Source organism: Pantoea vagans (assembly GCF_001506165.1).
Taxonomy (GTDB): Bacteria; Pseudomonadota; Gammaproteobacteria; order Enterobacterales; family Enterobacteriaceae; genus Pantoea; species Pantoea vagans_C.
In genome coordinates this window covers 3,786,528-3,805,978 of the sequence record NZ_CP011427.1, presented here as the reverse complement: position 1 = coordinate 3,805,978, position 19,451 = coordinate 3,786,528, and the positions used below count along the sequence as shown (strand labels likewise).

The 19,451-nt window shown below is 54.2% G+C and carries 17 protein-coding genes and 1 riboswitch; of the genes, 7 read left to right on the top strand and 10 right to left on the bottom strand.

Features of this window, described 5'->3' with window-relative positions; all coding sequences use genetic code 11:
- Nucleotides 1–61: 61 nt before the first annotated feature.
- From LK04_RS17650 to pgi, 5 genes are all read right to left on the bottom strand, one after another.
- Complete coding sequence (locus LK04_RS17650) at nucleotides 62–2,152, bottom strand: YjbH domain-containing protein (RefSeq protein WP_059109818.1); 2,091 nt, start codon at nucleotides 2,150–2,152, stop codon at nucleotides 62–64.
- Nucleotides 2,152–2,880: a capsule biosynthesis GfcC family protein gene (locus LK04_RS17645; RefSeq protein ID WP_039333989.1), complete on the bottom strand. Its 729-nt coding sequence runs from the start codon at nucleotides 2,878–2,880 to the stop codon at nucleotides 2,152–2,154. Before LK04_RS17645 ends, LK04_RS17650 begins: the two co-directional genes overlap by 1 nt.
- Nucleotides 2,877–3,524 (bottom strand): YjbF family lipoprotein, encoded by a 648-nt coding sequence (locus tag LK04_RS17640; protein WP_039333988.1) that lies wholly within the window; start codon nucleotides 3,522–3,524, stop codon nucleotides 2,877–2,879. Before LK04_RS17640 ends, LK04_RS17645 begins: the two co-directional genes overlap by 4 nt.
- Before the next feature lie 77 nt (nucleotides 3,525–3,601).
- Nucleotides 3,602–3,850, bottom strand: a complete 249-nt coding sequence (yjbE, locus tag LK04_RS17635) for an exopolysaccharide production protein YjbE (protein WP_034827112.1) — start codon at nucleotides 3,848–3,850, stop codon at nucleotides 3,602–3,604.
- Between the two features lie 516 nt (nucleotides 3,851–4,366).
- The gene (gene pgi / locus LK04_RS17630) at nucleotides 4,367–6,013 is read right to left on the bottom strand and encodes a glucose-6-phosphate isomerase (RefSeq protein ID WP_039333994.1); all 1,647 of its coding nucleotides are present in this window, start codon (nucleotides 6,011–6,013) and stop codon (nucleotides 4,367–4,369) included.
- Nucleotides 6,014–6,401: 388 nt separating this feature from the next.
- A riboswitch (Lysine riboswitch) is annotated at nucleotides 6,402–6,597 on the top strand.
- A gap of 111 nt (nucleotides 6,598–6,708) precedes the next feature.
- Between pgi and lysC the strand changes: the two genes are divergently transcribed.
- The 3 genes from lysC to panS all read left to right on the top strand — a co-directional run bounded on the left by lysC (nucleotide 6,709) and on the right by panS (nucleotide 10,125).
- Entirely contained in the window at nucleotides 6,709–8,064 is a 1,356-nt protein-coding gene (lysC, locus tag LK04_RS17625) for a lysine-sensitive aspartokinase 3 (protein WP_039333987.1), read from the top strand.
- Nucleotides 8,065–8,328: 264 nt separating this feature from the next.
- Nucleotides 8,329–9,021: an aquaporin Z gene (gene aqpZ / locus LK04_RS17620; protein ID WP_039333986.1), complete on the top strand. Its 693-nt coding sequence runs from the start codon at nucleotides 8,329–8,331 to the stop codon at nucleotides 9,019–9,021.
- A gap of 180 nt (nucleotides 9,022–9,201) precedes the next feature.
- Nucleotides 9,202–10,125, top strand: a complete 924-nt coding sequence (panS, locus tag LK04_RS17615) for a ketopantoate/pantoate/pantothenate transporter PanS (protein WP_039333984.1) — start codon at nucleotides 9,202–9,204, stop codon at nucleotides 10,123–10,125.
- Between the two features lie 34 nt (nucleotides 10,126–10,159).
- Here panS and LK04_RS17610 read toward each other — a convergent pair whose 3' ends face one another.
- From LK04_RS17610 to LK04_RS17595, 4 genes are all read right to left on the bottom strand, one after another.
- A complete protein-coding gene (locus LK04_RS17610) occupies nucleotides 10,160–10,486 on the bottom strand; it encodes a DUF805 domain-containing protein (RefSeq protein WP_324609325.1) in 327 nt (108 codons plus the stop codon).
- Complete coding sequence (locus LK04_RS17605) at nucleotides 10,486–10,917, bottom strand: hypothetical protein (protein WP_039333980.1); 432 nt, start codon at nucleotides 10,915–10,917, stop codon at nucleotides 10,486–10,488. Before LK04_RS17605 ends, LK04_RS17610 begins: the two co-directional genes overlap by 1 nt.
- On the bottom strand, nucleotides 10,914–11,501 hold the full coding sequence (locus tag LK04_RS17600) for a hypothetical protein (protein ID WP_039333977.1): 588 nt from the start codon (nucleotides 11,499–11,501) through the stop codon (nucleotides 10,914–10,916). The genes LK04_RS17605 and LK04_RS17600 overlap by 4 nt, the downstream gene beginning before the upstream one ends.
- 165 nt (nucleotides 11,502–11,666) lie before the next feature.
- Nucleotides 11,667–12,260 (bottom strand): YhgN family NAAT transporter, encoded by a 594-nt coding sequence (locus LK04_RS17595; protein WP_039333975.1) that lies wholly within the window; start codon nucleotides 12,258–12,260, stop codon nucleotides 11,667–11,669.
- A 207-nt stretch (nucleotides 12,261–12,467) separates the two neighbouring features.
- On the opposite strand from LK04_RS17595, the gene asd reads away from it, so the two are divergent.
- Nucleotides 12,468–13,577 carry an aspartate-semialdehyde dehydrogenase gene (gene asd / locus LK04_RS17590; protein WP_039333992.1) on the top strand — a complete coding sequence of 370 codons (1,110 nt, stop codon included), beginning with the start codon at nucleotides 12,468–12,470 and terminating at the stop codon, nucleotides 13,575–13,577.
- On the opposite strand, the gene LK04_RS17585 is transcribed toward asd, so the two are convergent.
- Nucleotides 13,574–13,900: a hypothetical protein gene (locus LK04_RS17585; protein ID WP_039333973.1), complete on the bottom strand. Its 327-nt coding sequence runs from the start codon at nucleotides 13,898–13,900 to the stop codon at nucleotides 13,574–13,576. The genes asd and LK04_RS17585 overlap by 4 nt on opposite strands.
- A 35-nt stretch (nucleotides 13,901–13,935) precedes the next feature.
- Here LK04_RS17585 and glgB point away from each other — a divergent pair, with 35 nt between their 5' ends.
- The 3 genes from glgB to glgC are packed head-to-tail and all read left to right on the top strand — an operon-like array spanning nucleotide 13,936 to nucleotide 19,395.
- The gene (gene glgB, locus LK04_RS17580) at nucleotides 13,936–16,122 is read left to right on the top strand and encodes a 1,4-alpha-glucan branching enzyme (RefSeq protein ID WP_039333971.1); all 2,187 of its coding nucleotides are present in this window, start codon (nucleotides 13,936–13,938) and stop codon (nucleotides 16,120–16,122) included.
- On the top strand, nucleotides 16,122–18,101 hold the full coding sequence (glgX, locus tag LK04_RS17575; protein ID WP_039333969.1) for a glycogen debranching protein GlgX: 1,980 nt from the start codon (nucleotides 16,122–16,124) through the stop codon (nucleotides 18,099–18,101). Before glgB ends, glgX begins: the two co-directional genes overlap by 1 nt.
- A 10-nt stretch (nucleotides 18,102–18,111) precedes the next feature.
- Nucleotides 18,112–19,395 carry a glucose-1-phosphate adenylyltransferase gene (glgC, locus tag LK04_RS17570; protein WP_039333966.1) on the top strand — a complete coding sequence of 428 codons (1,284 nt, stop codon included), beginning with the start codon at nucleotides 18,112–18,114 and terminating at the stop codon, nucleotides 19,393–19,395.
- Nucleotides 19,396–19,451 lie beyond the last annotated feature (56 nt).

Below are 19,451 nucleotides of genomic sequence, written 5' to 3'. Positions count from 1 at the left end.
GCGCCGCTACGGATGTCATGCCATCGGTAGCGGCGCGTTTCATCGCGCGTATTTAAAACGATTAATTAAATCGCGCATCCCGATCTGACGTCATGTCATACAGCTGATATTTACGACCCAGCATCTGGCCGCCATCACGCGTTAGCGGTACCCAATTCACCTGCGCACGACCACGGGTTGGCGTTACGGTAAACAGATCCATTGGAATCGAAATATAGAAGCCTTTGGTGAAATCGCCTTCGCCGTAATCCGCTGCGGAGACGTTGGTTTTGGTGGCATAAAAGCCGACCATCACACCGCTGTCGAAGCGTTTTGACACATCAACCGTGACGCCTTTGTCCTTCGCCAGATATTGCCCTACGCTGGCTTTCACCAACACATCCTGCATAAACCATGGACGCCAGTATGCGGTCAGATTCCCGGTTGGGGCTTTGTAGTCCGTGAACTGCATCATGTTGTCCCAGTCACGCTGCTTCACGTAGTTGGCATCAACCCCGAATGCCCAGTTGCTGTCCACCGGGCGGTAAAGCACTTCTCCGCCCACGCCACCGTACATGGTCTCCAGATAACCGCCGTACACCTGGCCGTAGAAACCGTTGCCGAGGTAGCCCATGTAGTTCGCTTGCAGGTCGTTAACGTAAACGTTGTTTTCGACGTAATCACGAATATGGGTACGCACGCGCGGCAGGGTAGAATCTGCGGGTGCGCCGTTGTAGTTAAATTTGTCATAGTTGTTGGCGAGGTTGCCAAACAGGCTGCCGCTCACCAGCAAGTGATTGGTCAGCGCGTAATCGACGCTCCCCATCACACCCAGTTGGTACATATAGAAGCTTTCGGGCCCGCCAACGGATTGATTGAGCACCGGAGCAAGATTGTAATTGAGGCGATCTTTGCGAATGAAGAAGCCCTGTTCGGTTGCGCCGGGATCGACTGGATTTTCACGCGTTTGCTGCAAGGGTTGTTCATGGCCCAACGGGTAACCGCTCAGCTCATTATGCAGGCTGGCCACATCCGTCCGGGTGGTGACCTGCGGCATATTGAAGCGCGACTCGGTGACATCAATGGTATCAATACCGGCAGGCAGATTGTTCATGATGATACGGTTCGCGCGATCGACGCCTTCACGCGTATCACGATATTTCGTCTGCTCACCAGAGACGTACAGCGTGCTGCCTTTGGTCTGAATACGTGGGCCGTTCAGCCCGGCGTTGTACTTCAAATCGGTCAGCTGGTTGGCCACCACCGTGGGCTGCAGCAGGTCACCCTGAGGCTGAGGGTGATAGTCAGGCTTGGCGCTGTCAATGTGCGACTGATGCAGATCGTTGAAGTTGGTGCGTACCGTCACCCCGAACATAAAGGTGTTGCCACGCTCATAGCTGGCGTTGATATCTGCCCAGTCAGTCAGGCGATAAATCGCGCCGACGTTGACCTTGCTGCGCTGTTCAAGCCGCCCGGCAAAGTCATCCTGATAATCGTTGCCTTCATATTCCAGCTTCAGGCGTAGCGGCTGCCATTGGGTTTGATACTCGACGCCGCCGAACAACGCTGCCGGGCCGTGGAACATTTGAGACCCATTAATCGCCCCCGCCGTGCCTCCGCCGGTGCGGGTACAGAAGCTGTCGCTGTAAGAACAGAACGGGTTTTTAATGCTGCCACTGTTGCCCAAATAGCCCCAGCCGATGCCCATGGTGAAATCAAACGGTCCCCAGGCTTTGGTCGCCACCAGATATTCGCTATCGAACAGCCCGGTGCCGCCCAAATCGCGCGAGCCCACCGCGACTTCTGGCAACCAATAACTCTCCTGCCACAGGCGCAGCTTCACATCGAACGCTTTGTCTTTATAACTCTGGTTGCCACTGAACCCCTCGACCGCGCTGTAACGGCGGGTACGCACATCGGTGTAACGCACGGTGGTTTCCAGCCACGGAAACAGCTGGAGCGAAGCAGAGTAGTAACGATATTGATCGTTATCGCGGAAGTTGAGGCTGAATTCGCCCTCTTTCGCCATACGTGCCGTCGGCGTTTGCATCAAACCGACGCCGCCGAAATCCGATTGTGATGGCCCAATAGGCTCAGGCCAGGTTTCCGCATGCACCTGGCAGGCCGCGGAGACAGAAACAGCCAACAGGCTGAGAAGTATTTGTTTATTCATCAGTCTGGAATCCGCTGTGTCAGAAGAGAAAGCATGCGCGCATTCAAATCAGCCTGGCCCCACGGCAGGCTCCATGAGGTAAAGCCCAGCCAGATGATGCTGCCAGGCTGGACTTCAATGTGGCGTTGATTCCAGTAGGCAATCGGCACCTGCTGGATCTGACCTGACGGAGCAATCACCGAGGCGACACTGCGTTCAGCACCCGACAGGCGATCGTGCCCCTCAAGGTAGTCGCGCACGGTGCGGCCCGGCTGCCAGCTCTCTTTACCCGGATTTTCAAGTGCGCCGAGCACCAGCACCTGCGTTGGCTGTGGCACTGTGTAAAGGTCATAGCTGCCCTGCAGTGTACGGTTAGCCTCAGGACGCAGACGCACCCAGTCAGGATCCAGCGAAGTGAACTGACGCCCGGTAACCTGTAGCGCACTAAGCTGGTGGATCACCGCGCCGATGGTGCCCGCTAAAGCTTCGCCACTGTCCGCTTGCCAACGGCGTAAGTCTTCCAGCAATTGCTTCTGTTGTTGCTGCGCCACTGCGGTTGCGCCGCGCTCTGCGATCACCGTACCAGGCCACCAGCTATGCAGTGCCGGGTTCGTTAACAGCTGCGCCAGATTCTGCGCATGATCAATCTGCAGGTTGTTCTGGCCATGCACCGTAACCTGGCTATCAGCCAGCGCACTGCCTGCCGTAAGGAGTGCCACAGCGGCCAGCAAGGAAGGAGTTATTTTCATGATTTCGCCGGCTTCAGAATGGTGGTTTCAACAGGGAAGGCGTCTGCCGCCAGCATTTGATGTGACTGCAATACTGCGCCATCACGGTTATCGATCCAGAAAGTGTTCTGCCATTCCGCGCCCAGGCTCTCCATGCTAACGGTCTCGATCCATACGCGGCACGGCACGCGTTCACCGGCAACATTCAGTACCGTATCGTCACCACGCTGGAAGCGAGAGACTGCCGTGGCAGCGCGCACGTTTTCTTTCTCACGCCATTGCACCACGCGTGTCCAGCTGGCGTTATTTTGCAGATGCAGCGGGTCGGCTAGCGGGTCCTGCGCCAGATTACTCACCGCATCGAGGTTATCCACCAGTCCTAAGGTCTTCACCAGCCGGCCATGCTGCATCACCAGCATCGCTTTATCTTGGGTAACCCATTTCTGCTGGCCCTGTTCGTCATAGCCAAGCACCACGAAAATTCGCGGTCCTTCATTAATTCGGGCATACAAGCTGGCGTAGGGGAGGCTGGCGACCTGTTCATCGGTCACGGTGACGTCATCCGGGCCGTTAACGGCCAGCATGACGGTTTGTTCCAGGCCTTTTTGCGTTTGTGTACAGGCCTGCAGCAGCAGGCAAAGCAGCAGCAGAGGAAGTCGGCGCACTGTGTATATCCCTGTTAAAAATAAAACCAGGCAAAAAATAACCACACAGCTGTGTGGTTATGTTTAAAGGTGCTAGATCAACGAGTAGTGCTCGTTGTCGTGGTCGTTGTTGTACCGGTATTTGCCCCGTCACCGCCGCCAGCAGCAGCGATGCCGAGCCCTACCAACGCACCCAGTGCGCCGATACCCACAGCGGTGGTTGCACCGGTCGAGATTGCTCCCGCCTGTGCACCCGCTGCGGCACCGGCTTCCTCTGGTGCAGCGATCGCAGCAGAAGAAACGGCAACGTAAAGTAAGGCTGCACCGGCAACCATCAGTTTTTTCATAACAACATTTCCTGCATCTAAAAATGAATGAAGGATGTACCCCAATTTCGGGCGCGTTCAGTATAGGGCAACAAATTACCAGAGTTCAGCGACAGAAAAAGAGGGCGGAAAGTATGGGCATTTCTGGTGATAAATAAGGCGAATTGGCGATAGCTGCTTTTTTTAAATGAGGTTTTTTCTGCTGACGGAATAATCGTGGGGTTGCCAGAGTCGTGGCAGGATTTTTCACTTTTTCATTAAAAAATGGCACGGAATAAGAATAATCAGATTTTCCTGAGAGGGGGTAAATATAAATTATCTACCAATCAGTAAGATAGTTATTTATCTTGCTAAATTAGATCCATTTTAAATCGAGTATCGTTTAGGAGCGTTTGGCAAACTTCCGATTTTCCTTAGGTCATTTTAAGAATTATCTAACCCTATCGCGTGCGGAAATTAACAGAAATGGGCGTGTGATGGCATATTTGACAGAAATAAGGCGGCTATAGTGCCGCCTTATTCAGATTGGCAGGGAAATTAACGCCAGGATTTATAGCGATTAATTAAGCCATTGGTGGAGCTGTCATGACTGCTAATGGTCGCGTCATTTTCCAGTTCTGGCAGAATGCGATTTGCCAGCTGTTTGCCCAATTCAACGCCCCACTGGTCAAACGTGAAGATATTGAGAATCGCGCCTTGGGTGAAGATTTTGTGCTCGTACAGTGCAATCAGTGAACCCAGGCTGAATGGTGTGATTTCACGCAACAGGATGGAGTTCGTTGGGCGGTTGCCCTCGAAGACTTTGAACGGCACGATGTGTGCCACTGATTCGGCAGATTTACCGGCATCGGTAAACTCTTTCTCCACCACATCGCGGGATTTACCGAACGCCAGTGCCTCGGTCTGCGCGAAGAAGTTCGACAGCAGCTTAGGATGGTGATCGGTTAACACGTTGTGGCTCTGTGCCGGTGCGATAAAGTCGCAAGGGATCAGTTTGGTGCCCTGATGAATCAGCTGGTAGAACGCATGCTGACCATTGGTGCCCGGCTCACCCCAGATGATCGGGCCGGTCTGATAGTCCACTGGATTGCCTTCACGATCGACATACTTACCGTTGGACTCCATATTGCCCTGCTGGAAGTACGCCGCGAAGCGGTGCATGTACTGGTCGTAAGGCAGGATGGCTTCGGTTTCCGCACCAAAGAAGTTGTTGTACCAGATACCAATCAGCGCCAGCAGCACCGGCAGGTTCTGTTCGGCTGGGGTGTTGGCGAAGTGGTTATCCATCGCATGCGCACCGCTCAGCAACTGCTCGAAGTTTTCAAAGCCGATTGACAGGATGATCGACAAACCAATCGCTGACCACAGTGAATAGCGTCCACCCACCCAGTCCCAGAACTCGAACATGTTGTTGGTATCAATGCCGAATTCACCGACGGCTTTACCGTTGGTGGACAGCGCGGCAAAGTGTTTTGCCACGTGCTGCTGGTCGCCAGCCGTTGTCAGGAACCAGTCACGCGCGCTGTGGGCGTTGGTCATGGTTTCTTGGGTGGTGAAGGTCTTTGAGGCCACCAGGAACAGTGTGGTTTCCGGGCTGAGATCTTTCAGGGTTTCCGCGATGTGGGTGCCATCAACGTTGGAAACAAAGTGCATGTTAAGGTGGTTTTTGTAAGGACGCAGCGCTTCCGTCACCATAAACGGACCGAGATCGGAACCACCGATACCGATGTTCACTACGTCGGTAATGGCTTTGCCGGTATAGCCTTTCCACTCGCCACTGATGATGCGCCCAGAGAAGCCTTTCATCTTCGCCAGCACGGCATTCACTTCTGGCATCACATCTTTGCCATCAACCAAGATTGGCGTGTTGCTGCGGTTACGCAGGGCGACATGCAGAACGGCACGATCTTCGGTGCGGTTGATTTTCTCACCAGAGAACATGGATTTGATCGCGCCCGCCAGATCGGTCTCTTTAGCCAGCGCTTGTAAGGTGTCGAGGGTTTCCTGGGTGATGCGGTTTTTTGAGAAATCCACCAGCATCTGATCATCGAAGGTGGCAGAGAATTTCGCAAAACGATCGGCATCCTGTGCAAACAGGTCGGCGATCTGCACCGATTTCATCTGATCAAAATGCTGCTGCAGCGCTTTCCAGGCTGCGGTTTGTTTCGGATTGATATTTTTCATGGCAACACTCTTGTTGAAATAAGAACCGTCATTCCATCCGGGCGCGTCCTGCTGGCCCGGCATGCTAATCTTGTGGCTTATACGCAACCGCGAACGGGTTTCAGTATGACCACAGTTGCAATCGAAGGGAAAAAATTTGTGACTGTGGCCGCACTGTTTCAGTTAAATCCGGCGCAGATTGTCGCTTTTGCGACATAAACATTCCCTGTGCCGCATCAGGATCTGGCCGCATTTTTCGCACCGTTAACTACTTTAGGCGGGCAGCGCGATCGGTGTTTGTTCAGTGATGCGCTGGCGAAAATCTAAAAAAGAATCATCCCGTTGCTACAAGGCTGGACAGCGGAAGAATTAATCAGTATTTTGTGCGCGCGACTTGCACCTCCGGGTGCAAGCCAGAAGAGGCGCGTCGCCCAGGCAGTGTGTTCAAGGAACCGTATCCGTTTGAGTACACATCAGGGGGTGTGACGCCGAGATGGCACAACACGCGGTGTGTTGAGCTGTCGGCTGCAGGGGCTGAATCCTCTGGGTTGTCACCAGAAGCGTCCGCAGTCGGACGTTTCGCAAGGTGAAGTGCTTTTGGTGACTCATCTCCTGATCTTGTCTGTCCAATTCTGCTCTTCTCTTGTGCCAAGGCTGAAATCACCTCTTCCGTTGCTGATAACGGGAGAAAGCTAATCTGACACGAGGTTCGTTACATGTCTCAAACTCTGATCGTGGCGAAATTTGGCGGCACCAGCGTTGCCGATTTTGATGCTATGAACCGCAGTGCCGATGTGGTGCTGTCTGATGCCAATACCCGTTTAGTGGTGCTCTCTGCATCTGCTGGCGTGACCAACCTGCTGGTTGCTTTGGCCGAAGGCCGGGAACTGGAGCAGCGTGCTCACCTGCTGGATGAAATTCGTAACATCCAATACGCCATCATTGATCGTCTGCAGTCGCCTGATGTGATCCGTCAGGAGATTGATCGCATGCTGGAAAACATCCTGATGCTGGCGGAAGCCACCGCTCTGGCGACCTCACACGCACTGACCGACGAACTGGTGAGCCACGGTGAGCTAATGTCGACGCTGCTGTTTGTCGAAGTGCTGCGTGAGCGTCAGGTGAATGCTGAGTGGTTTGACGTGCGTAAAGTGATGCGCACCAGCGATCGTTTCGGTCGTGCCGAACCTGAAATCGCCACCTTAAAAGAGTTGACCACCGCACAACTGGCTCCACGCGTTGCCGAAGCGCTGGTGATCACCCAAGGCTTTATTGGCAGCGAAAGCAAAGGCCGCACCACCACGCTGGGACGTGGCGGCAGCGACTATACAGCGGCACTGCTGGGTGAAGCGTTGCAAGCGGCGCGTGTGGATATCTGGACCGATGTGGCCGGTATCTACACCACCGACCCACGCGTGGTGCCTACCGCGAAGCGTATTGAAGAGATCACCTTTGAAGAAGCGGCTGAAATGGCCATCTTCGGCGCGAAGGTACTGCACCCAGCGACGTTGCTGCCAGCGGTGCGCAGTGATATCCCGGTATTTGTTGGCTCAAGTAAAGATCCAGCGGCGGGTGGGACACGCGTGTGCAACGAAACCAAAAACCCACCGCTGTTCCGTGCACTGGCATTGCGCCGTAAGCAAACGCTGATGACGCTGCACAGCCTGAACATGCTGCACGCACACGGCTTCCTGGCTGAAGTGTTTGCGATTCTGGCGCGCCACAATATCTCGGTTGATCTGGTTACCACTTCCGAAGTGAGCGTGGCACTGACGCTGGACACCACTGGATCTTCCACCACCGGTGAGAGTCTGCTGACGCAAGCGCTGTTGACCGAACTCTCTTCACTGTGCCGTGTAGAGGTGGAAGAGAATCTGGCGCTGGTGGCGATCATCGGTAACAACCTGTCGAAAGCCTGCGGTGTAGGTAAAGAGGTGTTTGGCGCACTTGAGCCATTCAACCTGCGCATGATTTGCTACGGCGCAAGCAGCTATAACCTGTGCTTCCTGGTGCCAACGCCAGATGCGGAAGAAGTGGTGCGCGCACTGCATAAGAATCTTTTTGGTTCTTAAGGCAAATTTTTAGCGCAATAAATCAAGCCGGACATGGTCCGGCTTTTTTATTTATTAATATCGTTAAACAATTATTTAAGCCAAACGGCAGTCTGTTTTCCGCACCAACTATTGCTTAATAACCTTTTAATTATCAGCGTTATCCCTCTGTTTATGCACTGGAATTGTCTGCATATCGCACTACGATTCTATTCAGCGGTTGCGCCTTAATCGCTCTGAATGATAGTCCCATCGAGAAAACATTAAATTTTTGAGGGAGTGGCTATGCAAAGATTAGTGGCTGAAGGGGTAGGCACATTTGTTCTGGTTTTAGGTGGCTGTGGTAGTGCGGTACTGGCGGCTACCTTTCCGCAAACAGGAATTGGTTTTGCTGGCGTAGCGCTGGCATTTGGTTTGACGGTGTTGGTGATGGCGTTTGCCGTCGGCCATATCTCGGGCGGTCACTTTAATCCCGCCGTGACCATTGGTTTAACTTTTGGCGGCCGTTTCCCGGCAGCGCAGGTTATCCCCTACATCATTGCTCAGCTGATTGGTGCCGTGGCCGCCGCTGGCGTGCTCTATGTCATTGCCAGTGGAAAGCCTGGATTAGATGCCGCAGCCAGCGGTTTTGCTTCCAACGGCTATGGCGAGCACTCACCGGGTGGCTTTAGCCTGCATGCCGGGATGATTTGTGAGACGGTGATGACGGCCATTTTCCTGGTGGTCATCATGGGGGCAACCGATAAGCGCGCGCCAGCAGGTTTCGCACCGATTGCCATTGGTCTGGCGCTGACCTTGATCCATCTGGTGAGTATTCCGGTGACCAATACGTCGGTGAATCCGGCGCGGAGTACCGGTGTCGCGATTTTCCAGGGCGGTTGGGCACTACAGCAGCTATGGATGTTCTGGCTGATGCCCATCATCGGTGCAGCAATCGGTGGTGTGATCTACCGTGTTTTACTGGAAAAAGCAGAGTAATTTCTCCACAAATCGCGGATCGACCGCAGACGATCCGCATTTTATCCTGCCAGCGACTTCCCGCCTTACGTCACGATAATGAAATGTTATGATCCTGCGTCCGTCGCTGTGGTCGTTCCCCGCACGGCATTCATCTGTGGCATATGAAATAAATTAAAAAATATCTAAGGAAGTCTCCTCATGCTCGGCATGTTAACTCGTCTGTTCCCGCTCTGGGCCGTGCTGCTTTCGGTCGCTGCGTATTACTCTCCTGGCACCTTCACCGGTATTGGTCCATGGGTCACTTATCTGCTGATGCTAATCATGTTCGGCATGGGCGTCACTCTCAATATTGACGATTTCAAACGCGTGCTGGTACGTCCGGCACCGGTTATCGCCGGGACATTTTTGCACTATCTGGTGATGCCGCTGGCGGCCTGGGGTCTGGCAAAACTGTTCCAGATGCCACCGGATCTGGCTGCCGGTATGATTCTGGTTGGTAGCGTCGCCAGTGGCACCGCATCCAACGTGATGATCTATCTGGCGAAAGGGGATGTGGCACTGTCAGTGACCATTTCGTCCGTTTCAGCGCTGGTGGGCGTGTTCGCCACGCCGCTGCTGACGCGTTTCTACGTTGATACGCACATTCAGGTGGATGTGGTGGGCATGTTGCTCAGTATCGTTAAAATCGTGGTCATCCCAATTGGTCTGGGCCTGATTATCCACCACTCCATGAACAGCGTGGTGCGCCGCGTTGAGCCGTATCTGCCGGCGTTCTCAATGATCTGTATTTTGCTGATCATCAGCGCTGTGGTGGCAGGCTCTCAAGGCTTTATCGGTTCCGTGGGTCTGGTGGTGATTGCCGCGGTGATCCTGCATAACGCCATTGGTCTGCTGGGCGGCTATTGGGGCGGCAAGCTGTTCGGCTTTGACGAATCCACTTGCCGTACGCTGGCGCTGGAAGTCGGCATGCAGAACTCCGGTCTGGCGGCCACGCTGGGCAAACTCTACTTCTCACCGCTGGCGGCCTTGCCAGGCGCACTGTTCTCGGTGTGGCACAACCTGTCAGGTTCGCTGCTGGCCGGTTACTGGTCGGGTAAACCGATTGAGAAGAAGAAAAAGTAACTCTGCAAGCGGGAGGCCAACGTGCCGCCCGCTTTCATTGCTCCGCCGATGGGCGCGGCACGGAGGGTGGGAAGGCAAGAAAAGGGAACAACAAGAAGGGCGCAATCAGCAGCAACATAAACACGCCGCGCGAATAGCCCGCATCATTTACCCTGCGGCTACCGCATGACAGTGTCGGCAAAATAAACAGCAGTAGCGGCACAAAGCCAATCTCTGCATCCTGCGAGGCAAACTCTTTCAAATACAGGCAAAACCATGCAACCTGAAACATCACGAAAGTGATATACCGTGTACGCGTTTCCAGTCCACGATAATTGAACGAATTCAGGAAACCCCGCTTAATGATCTCAAACAGCGACATCAGCGCCATTTTTTACGAATCACTATAAATAAAATGAACGCAGCCAAGCTGGCGACCACATAAGTTAGTGCAATTTGCTGCGTATCCAGTTCAATGAGTTGGGTGGCACCATTTAATTCGTTACTGGTTTTCCACGAGAAAAATTTGGCGGACAGCAGCAGTAAAAAAACATTAGCGATTAAAAAGAGAGCCTGAAACACCACTTCTTTATTGGTTGCAAAACGTGATAATTTCTTAAAGGTTAAACTGCTGGCAATGTAATAAAGTAAATAGAACAGCGCAGTAAAGAGTGGCGCAATTAATACGCTACGAATATCGGCAACCGTACCCGCAAAGTTGCTAAGAAAAAAACTGACGGTTTCATTGTAAGAGAGATAACCGAAAATTAAAAAAAGTGCGCCGAACACAAGATGTGCAGCAGGAATTCTCATTTTATCGCTCGCAGGGAAGTTAACTGGCGCATCATGCCAGCCAGTTCATTGTTGGGATTGATCAATTTTAACTGCTTAGTCTTGTCGTTGTATTTCGCTGCTGCCGTCGGATCGTCCTTACCGCCGCTGCCCATGACAAACTTTGCATCCGGTCGGCCATACAGCGTGACCGTTGGAATCGGATCTCGGCCATAAGCCATAATTCTTTGCGTCGGCAAAGTATATTCTTTGGTAAGGAAATCCGGAATTTTTTTCGTTTTAAGTCCGCCAATCGAAACCGGTGTGCCCATAAAACGTGAACCGGCATAATCGAGCGCAAAACGCGTGATATTATCTGCCGAGTTCTGCTGCACTAATTGCGCACCGGAAAGAATTTGAATGCGTTGCCACAGCGAAGCGCTTTCCGGCGTAATTCTTTCGCCTTCCAATGAAACATCTTGCTTACGATAGAGTTGATATACCATTCGATGCACTTGCATCAGCGCTGTGCCAATACCGTGCCAGCTGGGGGAATCGCGGCTGTAGAGCCGTTCAACAATAATGAATATTCCCTCACCTTTGTAGGTGTCGATATTATCCGCCACAAATGACTCCCTGTTTGCCAGAGACCTTTTCAACAATTAGAACTATTTAACCCTCTAAGCGTCAGCAGGTTCTATGCGGATAAATCCTAAAGCCAGACAGTTTGCATGAATTATTTATGACGAAGAGTGGCCCTGATTAAGGGCCATCGCTGTTCAGGGAGGGGCTTACAGCTTGAGATACGCGCGTATCCCATCCAGAAACATCTGCGTTGCCAGCATAATCAGAATCAGCCCCATCAGGCGTTCCAGCGCATTGACGCCTTTGTCACCAAGCAGGCGTAAAAACACGCCGGACAGCAGCAAAATCACCACCGTCACTCCCCAGGCGATCATCAACGCACCCACCAGATGCGTCATCTGATTGGGATATTGATGCGACAGCAGCATCAGGGTGGCCAGTAACGACGGCCCAGCCACTAACGGAATTGCCAGCGGCACCAGAAATGGTTCTTCACCGGCGGGTAATCCGCTGGTGCTGGTTTCACCGGAGGGGAAAATCATGCGGATGGCGATCAGGAACAGAATGATGCCGCCGGAGATCGACACCGTCTCGGTGCGCAAATTGAGGAACGCCAGAATGCGTTCACCGGCGAATAAAAACAACAGCATCAGAATCAGCGCGATCAGCATTTCGCGCATCAGTACCACGCGGCGACGCTTAGGTTCGAGATGCTTAAGCACCGACATAAAGATCGGCAGGTTACCTAACGGGTCCATAATCAACAGCAACAAGATGGTTGCGGATATCATCTCAGTCATTTTTAAAAACCACTCTTATTCGGAATTATTAGTTGTACTGCTGAAAAAGTTGATGCAATCGAATTAATTCACTTGCCAGAAAGCCTGCATTTTGTAGAGTTGGAGGTCGCAGGTAAACCTGATTATTACGCAGATCAACTGGATAATCCGGCTGGTCTTTCCTCGCACCACGAAGGGCACAGTGAAAACGCCCCGGACGGACAGAAAATGAAGAATGTAGGCTTTATTGGTTGGCGTGGCATGGTCGGCTCTGTGCTGATGTCACGCATGAGTGAAGAACGTGATTTTGATGTAATCAATCCGGTCTTCTTCTCCACCTCACAGCTGGGTCAGGCGGCGCCAACCTTTGGCGGTAAGTCGACCGGTGCGCTGCAGGATGCTTTTGATATCGAGGCGCTGAAGGCGCTGGATATTATTATCACCTGCCAGGGCGGTGACTACACCAGTGAAGTCTATCCTAAGCTGCGCGAAAGCGGCTGGCAGGGCTACTGGATTGATGCAGCATCAACGCTGCGCATGAAAGATGACGCCATCATCATTCTCGATCCGGTTAACCACAACGTGATTCGTCAGGGCCTCGACAACGGCATCAAAACCTTCGTTGGCGGCAACTGCACCGTCAGCCTGATGCTGATGTCACTGGGCGGCCTGTTCGCCAACGATTTGGTCGAGTGGGCGTCTGTGGCCACTTACCAGGCGGCCTCCGGCGGCGGTGCGCGTCACATGCGTGAACTGCTGACGCAAATGGGCATGCTGCACGACCACGTAGCGAAATCCCTGCAGGATCCGGCTTCCGCGATTCTGGATATCGAACGCAGCGTCACTGATTTCACCCGTTCTGGCACTTTGCCGACCGACAACTTCGGTGTACCGCTGGCGGGCAGCCTGATTCCGTGGATCGACAAACAGCTGGATAACGGCCAGAGCCGCGAAGAGTGGAAAGGCCAGGCAGAAACCAACAAGATCCTGCGTACCAGTAGTGTGATTCCGGTCGATGGTCTGTGTGTCCGTGTGGGCGCGCTGCGCTGCCACAGCCAGGCGTTCACCCTGAAGCTGAAAAAAGATGTGCCGCTGAACGAAATCGAACAGCTGTTGGCTTCCCACAACGAGTGGGTGAAAGTGGTGCCTAACGACCGTGAGATCACCATGCGTGAGCTGACGCCAGCGGCCGTCACCGGCACGCTGACCACGCCAGTAGGACGTCTGCGTAAACTGAACATGGGGCCGGAATACCTTTCCGCGTTCACCGTGGGTGACCAGTTGCTGTGGGGCGCGGCTGAACCGCTGCGTCGCATGCTACGTTTGCTGATCGACTAAGCGCAGCGACAAACCAGACAGGCCGGGGTTTCCCGGCCTTTTTTGTAATCCAGGTTGCAAAACTTAACGCAAGTTGCGCCTGACAAGTGATCCGCTTCCCCTTTTTGCTCGTCCGACAAGATTTTTTTGCTTTCCCCCCTGGCTTCTGCCAGCCCCAAGCTATGATTTAACAGTGATGTGCCGGTTGTTAACTGTTTTTGCTTTCGAACTGAATGGTTGTTGTACACGGCAAAGATCTTCTCCCATGGACGGTGTCCTCTCTCTTGCTGGTGTATGTATGGCTCAATGAAAAGCAGCGCACCAGAGGCGGCATTGTTGTCCACTCCGGTCGCCTGCGCAAAATCATAGGAAGAAAGTCATGTCAGAGCTTCCCGATCGCCAGGCGATCAATGCCCTTTTTGCCGGGAATTATGCCGATCCCTTCTCTTTTCTGGGGATGCACCAAACTGTCGAAGGCCTCGAAGTGCGCGCACTGCTGCCTGATGCCTCGGAAGTGTGGGTAATTGAAACCAACACCGGTCGCAAATGCGCACAGCTTAAATGTCTGGATTCTCGCGGTTTCTTCTGTGGTGTGATCCCACGCCGTAAAAACCTGTTTCGCTATCAGCTGGCGGTCACGTGGCATGGTCAGCAGAATCTGATCGATGATGCGTATCGCTTTGGCCCGCTACTGGCGGAGATGGATGCCTGGCTGCTCGGCGAGGGCACGCACTTACGCCCGTATGAAACCCTGGGCGCGCACGGTGCCACCATTGATGGCGTCAGCGGAACGCGTTTTTCCGTCTGGGCTCCTAACGCACGCCGTGTTTCCGTGGTGGGTGAATTCAATTTCTGGGATGGCCGCCGTCATCCGATGCGCTTCCGCCGTGAACTCGGTATCTGGGAATTGTTTGTGCCGGGCGCGGTAAATGGCCAGCTGTATAAATATGAAATCATTGATATTCATGGGCAGTTGCGCATAAAAGCGGACCCGTTTGCTTTTGAAGCGCAAATGCGTCCGCAAACGGCGTCAATGATCTGTGGTCTGCCGCCGAAAGTGGAGATGCTGCCACAGCGTAAAGCCGCGAATGCTTTTGATCAGCCGATCTCGATTTATGAAGTGCACCTGGGTTCATGGCGGCGTCATACCGACAATAACTTTTGGCTGAGTTACAAAGAGCTGGCTGAACAGCTGGTGCCGTACGTCAAAGAGATGGGCTTTACGCACATTGAGTTGCTGCCAATCAACGAGCACCCGTTTGACGGCAGCTGGGGCTATCAGCCGCTGGGGATGTACGCGCCGACGCGCCGTTTCGGCACGCGTGACGAATTCCGCCACTTTATTGCCGCGGCACACGATGCGGGTATCAACGTGCTGCTCGACTGGGTGCCAGGCCATTTTCCCAGTGATGACTTCGGGCTGGCGAAATTCGATGGTACTGAACTGTACGAACACAGCGATCCGCGCGAAGGCTACCATCAGGACTGGAACACGCTGATTTATAACTTCGGTCGGCGTGAAGTCAGTAACTATCTTTCCGGTAACGCGCTCTACTGGATGGAGCGTTTTGGCATTGACGGCTTACGCGTCGATGCAGTGGCTTCGATGATCTATCGCGATTACAGCCGCAAAGAGGGTGAATGGGTCCCCAACCACTTCGGCGGTCGTGAGAATCTTGAAGCGATTTCCTTCCTGCGCCACACCAACCGTACGCTGGGCCGTGCCGCGCCAGGCAGTATCAGCGTGGCGGAAGAGTCTACCGATTATCCCGGTGTGACGCGTCCCTCCGAAGATGGCGGCCTCGGCTTCTGGTTCAAATGGAATCTCGGCTGGATGCACGACACGCTCGATTACATGAAACTCGATCCGGTGCACCGTCGTTATCATCACAACCTGATGACCTTCGGCATGCTTTATAACTACACCGAAAACTTCGTGTTACCGCTGTCTCACGATGAAGTGGTACATGGCAAACGTTCGATACTCGACCGGATGCCGGGTGATGCATGGCAAAAGTTTGCCAACCTGCGCGCCTATTACGGTTGGATGTGGGGCTTCCCCGGCAAGAAACTGCAGTTTATGGGCAACGAGTTTGCTCAGGGTCGTGAGTGGAATCACGATACCAGCCTTGACTGGCACTTGCTGGAAGGTGAGGACAACTGGCACAACGGCGTGCAGCGTTTAGTGCGCGACCTCAACCACAGCTACAAACACTTTGCGCCGCTCCATCAACTGGATTTTAATGCGCAGGGTTTTGAGTGGCTGGTGGTCGACGATCATGAGAATTCGGTGTTTGTGTTTGTACGCCGCGATCGTGAGGGCAACGAAATCATCGTCGCCAGCAACTTCACGCCGGTGGCGCGCCACGATTATCGTTTCGGCGTCAATCAGCAAGGTGGCTGGCGTGAGGTGTTGAATACCGACCAGCATGATTATCACGGCAGCGACGTGCGTAATCACGGCATCGTTCACACGGATGCGATTGAGAGCCACGGTCGTGCACAATCAATCAGCCTGACCTTGCCACCACTGGCCACGATTTGGCTGGTGCGGGAGGGCGACTGATGCTGGAGACCGGGCAGCCGACGCCGTTGGGCGCCCACTATGACGGGCGCGGCGTGAACTTCACGCTGTTTTCCCGCCATGCCGAGCAGGTTGAACTGTGCTTATTTGACGCGCACGGCGTAGAGCGGCGCTTTCCCCTTCCGGCGCGTAGCGGCGATATCTGGCACGGCTATTTTCCCGCACTTAAGCCAGGTCAACGTTATGGTTATCGCGTGCATGGCCCGTGGGCACCCCAGCAAGGTCATCGTTTTAATCCGGCCAAATTGTTGGTCGATCCCTGCGCCAAAGCGGTGGTCGGCGACATTCCCGATGATCCACGCTTTAGCGGCGGCGAGCAGCAGCCTGATAGTCAGGATAACGCCGCCATCGCACCGAAATCGCTGGTGATTGCCGAAGATTTCGACTGGGAAACGGATAAGCCCTTGCGGACGCCGTGGGGTAAAACGGTGATTTATGAGGCGCATGTGCGTGGCCTGACCCAGCAACATCCGGAAATTCCGGAAAGGCTGCGCGGGACTTATGCGGCGCTGGGCCATCCTGCTATGGTGAAGTACTTTCATCACCTTGGCATTACCGCGCTGGAGTTGCTGCCGATCGCCCATTTCGCCAGCGAGCCACGTTTGCTGCGGCTGGGGCTCAGCAATTACTGGGGCTATAACCCGTTTGCACTCTGGGCGGTGGACCCCCGCTATGCATCTGGCGAGCACGGTTTGACACCGTTGCAGGAGTTCCAGCAGGCCGTTAAAGCGCTGCATGCGGCGGGTATTGAGGTGATTCTTGATGTGGTGTTCAACCACACCGCCGAACTGGAAGAGATCGGCCCTAACATTTCGCTGCGCGGCGTAGATAACGCCAGCTATTACTGGCTCGACGCGCAGGGTGAATATCAAAACTGGACTGGCTGTGGCAACACCCTCAATCTCAGCGATCCTCAGGTGATGGATTGGGCCTTAGAAGCGCTGCGCTACTGGGTGCGGGACTGTCATATCGATGGTTTCCGCTTTGACCTGGCGAGTGTGTTAGGACGCACGCCGGAATACCGTCAGGATGCGCCGCTGTTTGCTGCCATTAAGGCCTGCCCGCTGCTATCTAAGGTCAAGTTGATTGCTGAACCCTGGGATATCGGCCCCGGCGGTTATCAGGTGGGGAATTTCCCTGCTGATTTCGCTGAGTGGAACGATCACTTCCGTGATGCCGCGCGCCGATACTGGCTGCATGGTCAACTCAACAACGGTGACTTTGCCCGGCGCTTTGCGGCCTCCAGTGACGTATTCCAGCGTGACGGACGTCTGCCGCACGCCAGTATCAATCTGATTACTGCCCACGACGGCTTTACGCTGCGTGATGTGGTGAGCTTCAACAATAAACACAATCAGGCCAACGGCGAAGACAATCGTGACGGCAGTAGCAGCAACTTCAGCCATAACCATGGCAAAGAGGGGCTGCAGGTCAATTTCGATATTGTCGAACGGCGGCGGCGCAGTGTGCATGCGTTATTGACCACGCTCCTGCTGGCGCAGGGCACCCCGATGCTGCTGGCGGGGGATGAACGCGGTCACAGCCAGCACGGCAACAACAATGCGTACTGTCAGGACAACCCGCTGACCTGGCTGGCCTGGCAACAGGATGATTTTGGACTGGTCGACTTCACTGCCGCGTTAATCCGGCTGCGTCAGCGCATCCCTGCACTGACCGCTGATCGCTGGTGGCAGGAGGGCGATGGCAACGTACGGTGGTTCAATGCCAGCGGCAAACCACTGGAGAATGAGGAGTGGGAACAGGGGGCGCACAGAATGCAGATCCTGCTCTCCGGCCGCTGGTTAATAACAATCAACGCCACGGAATCGGTGAGTGACCTTGCCTTACCAGACGGAGAGTGGCGTGCCATTCCTCCTTTCGCCGGGGAAGATAACCCCATCCTGACAACTGTCTGGCACGGGCCCGCACACGGCGTGTGTGTGTTCCTAAAGCAATCATAAGGAGTCAGACATGGTTAAATTAGATAGAACAGATCATCTGATGCTGGCGCGCCAGCTCCCTACACAAACGGTTGCCCTGATCCTTGCTGGCGGGCGCGGTACGCGCCTGAAAGATCTCACCGCAAAACGCGCCAAACCTGCCGTGCACTTCGGTGGCAAGTTCCGCATCATCGACTTTGCGCTGTCGAACTGCATTAACTCGGGCATTCGGCGCATTGGCGTGATCACGCAATATCAGTCGCATACGTTGACGCAGCATATCCAGCGTGGCTGGTCACTGTTCAACGAAGAGATGAATGAGTTTGTTGATCTGCTGCCCGCACAGCAGCGTGCGTCAACCGAGCACTGGTATCGCGGTACCGCAGACGCGGTGTCGCAAAACCTCGACATCATTCGACGCTACAACGCCCAATACATCGTCATTCTGGCGGGCGATCACATCTACAAAATGGATTACTCGCGCATGCTGCTCGACCATGCTGACCGTGGCGCGAAGTGCACCATCGCCTGTTTGCCGGTGCCGCTGGCGGAAGCCACGGCGTTTGGTGTGATGGCCGTAGACGCGGAAAACAACGTGGTGGATTTTGTCGAGAAACCGCCTAAACCGCCGTCAATGCCCGGTGATGACAGCAAAGCCTTGGCCAGTATGGGCATCTATGTGTTCAATGCTGACTACCTCTATCAGTTGCTGGAGGAGGATTTGCTGATCCCTGAATCCAGCCACGATTTCGGTAAAGACCTGCTGCCGAAAATTGTGGCCAGCGGTGAGGCTTACGCGCACTCCTTCACCTTATCCTGCGTGCAGAACGACGAAAATGCTGAGCCGTACTGGCGTGACGTCGGGACGCTAGAGGCCTACTGGCGAGCCAATCTCGATCTGGCCTCGGTCACGCCGGAACTGGATATGTACGACCATGAATGGCCGATACGTACCCACATGGAGCCTCTGCCGCCGGCGAAGTTTGTGCAGGATCGCTCGGGCAGCCATGGCATGACGATGAACTCACTGGTGTCGGGCGGCTGCATCATCTCCGGTTCGGTGGTGGTGAATTCAGTGCTGTTCCCGCGTGTGCGCATCAACTCATTTTGCAATATCGACTCCTCGGTGCTGCTGCCTGATGTGGTCATTAACCGTTCCTGCCGTTTACGCCGCTGCGTGATTGATCGCGCCTGCGTGATCCCTGAAGGCATGGTGATTGGTGAAAACCCCGATGAAGACAGCCGCCGTTTTTACCGTTCAGAAGAGGGCATCGTGCTGGTCACGCGCGCCATGCTGGCCAAACTGGCTGGCTGACCGCGAAAGCAACGAGCAAGACACACAGGCAATCGTCGCGGGGAACGCGAGCGATA

Coding starts and splice junctions, on each gene's coding strand:
- LK04_RS17650 (WP_059109818.1), bottom strand. CDS start 2,152: ATGAATAAACAAATACTTCTCAGCCTGTTGGCTGTTTCTGTCTCCGCG.
- LK04_RS17645 (WP_039333989.1), bottom strand. CDS start 2,880: ATGAAAATAACTCCTTCCTTGCTGGCCGCTGTGGCACTCCTTACGGCA.
- yjbE (WP_034827112.1), bottom strand. CDS start 3,850: ATGAAAAAACTGATGGTTGCCGGTGCAGCCTTACTTTACGTTGCCGTT.
- pgi (WP_039333994.1), bottom strand. CDS start 6,013: ATGAAAAATATCAATCCGAAACAAACCGCAGCCTGGAAAGCGCTGCAG.
- lysC (WP_039333987.1), top strand. CDS start 6,709: ATGTCTCAAACTCTGATCGTGGCGAAATTTGGCGGCACCAGCGTTGCC.
- aqpZ (WP_039333986.1), top strand. CDS start 8,329: ATGCAAAGATTAGTGGCTGAAGGGGTAGGCACATTTGTTCTGGTTTTA.
- panS (WP_039333984.1), top strand. CDS start 9,202: ATGCTCGGCATGTTAACTCGTCTGTTCCCGCTCTGGGCCGTGCTGCTT.
- LK04_RS17610 (WP_324609325.1), bottom strand. CDS start 10,486: ATGTCGCTGTTTGAGATCATTAAGCGGGGTTTCCTGAATTCGTTCAAT.
- LK04_RS17605 (WP_039333980.1), bottom strand. CDS start 10,917: ATGAGAATTCCTGCTGCACATCTTGTGTTCGGCGCACTTTTTTTAATT.
- LK04_RS17595 (WP_039333975.1), bottom strand. CDS start 12,260: ATGACTGAGATGATATCCGCAACCATCTTGTTGCTGTTGATTATGGAC.
- asd (WP_039333992.1), top strand. CDS start 12,468: ATGAAGAATGTAGGCTTTATTGGTTGGCGTGGCATGGTCGGCTCTGTG.
- glgB (WP_039333971.1), top strand. CDS start 13,936: ATGTCAGAGCTTCCCGATCGCCAGGCGATCAATGCCCTTTTTGCCGGG.
- glgX (WP_039333969.1), top strand. CDS start 16,122: ATGCTGGAGACCGGGCAGCCGACGCCGTTGGGCGCCCACTATGACGGG.
- glgC (WP_039333966.1), top strand. CDS start 18,112: ATGGTTAAATTAGATAGAACAGATCATCTGATGCTGGCGCGCCAGCTC.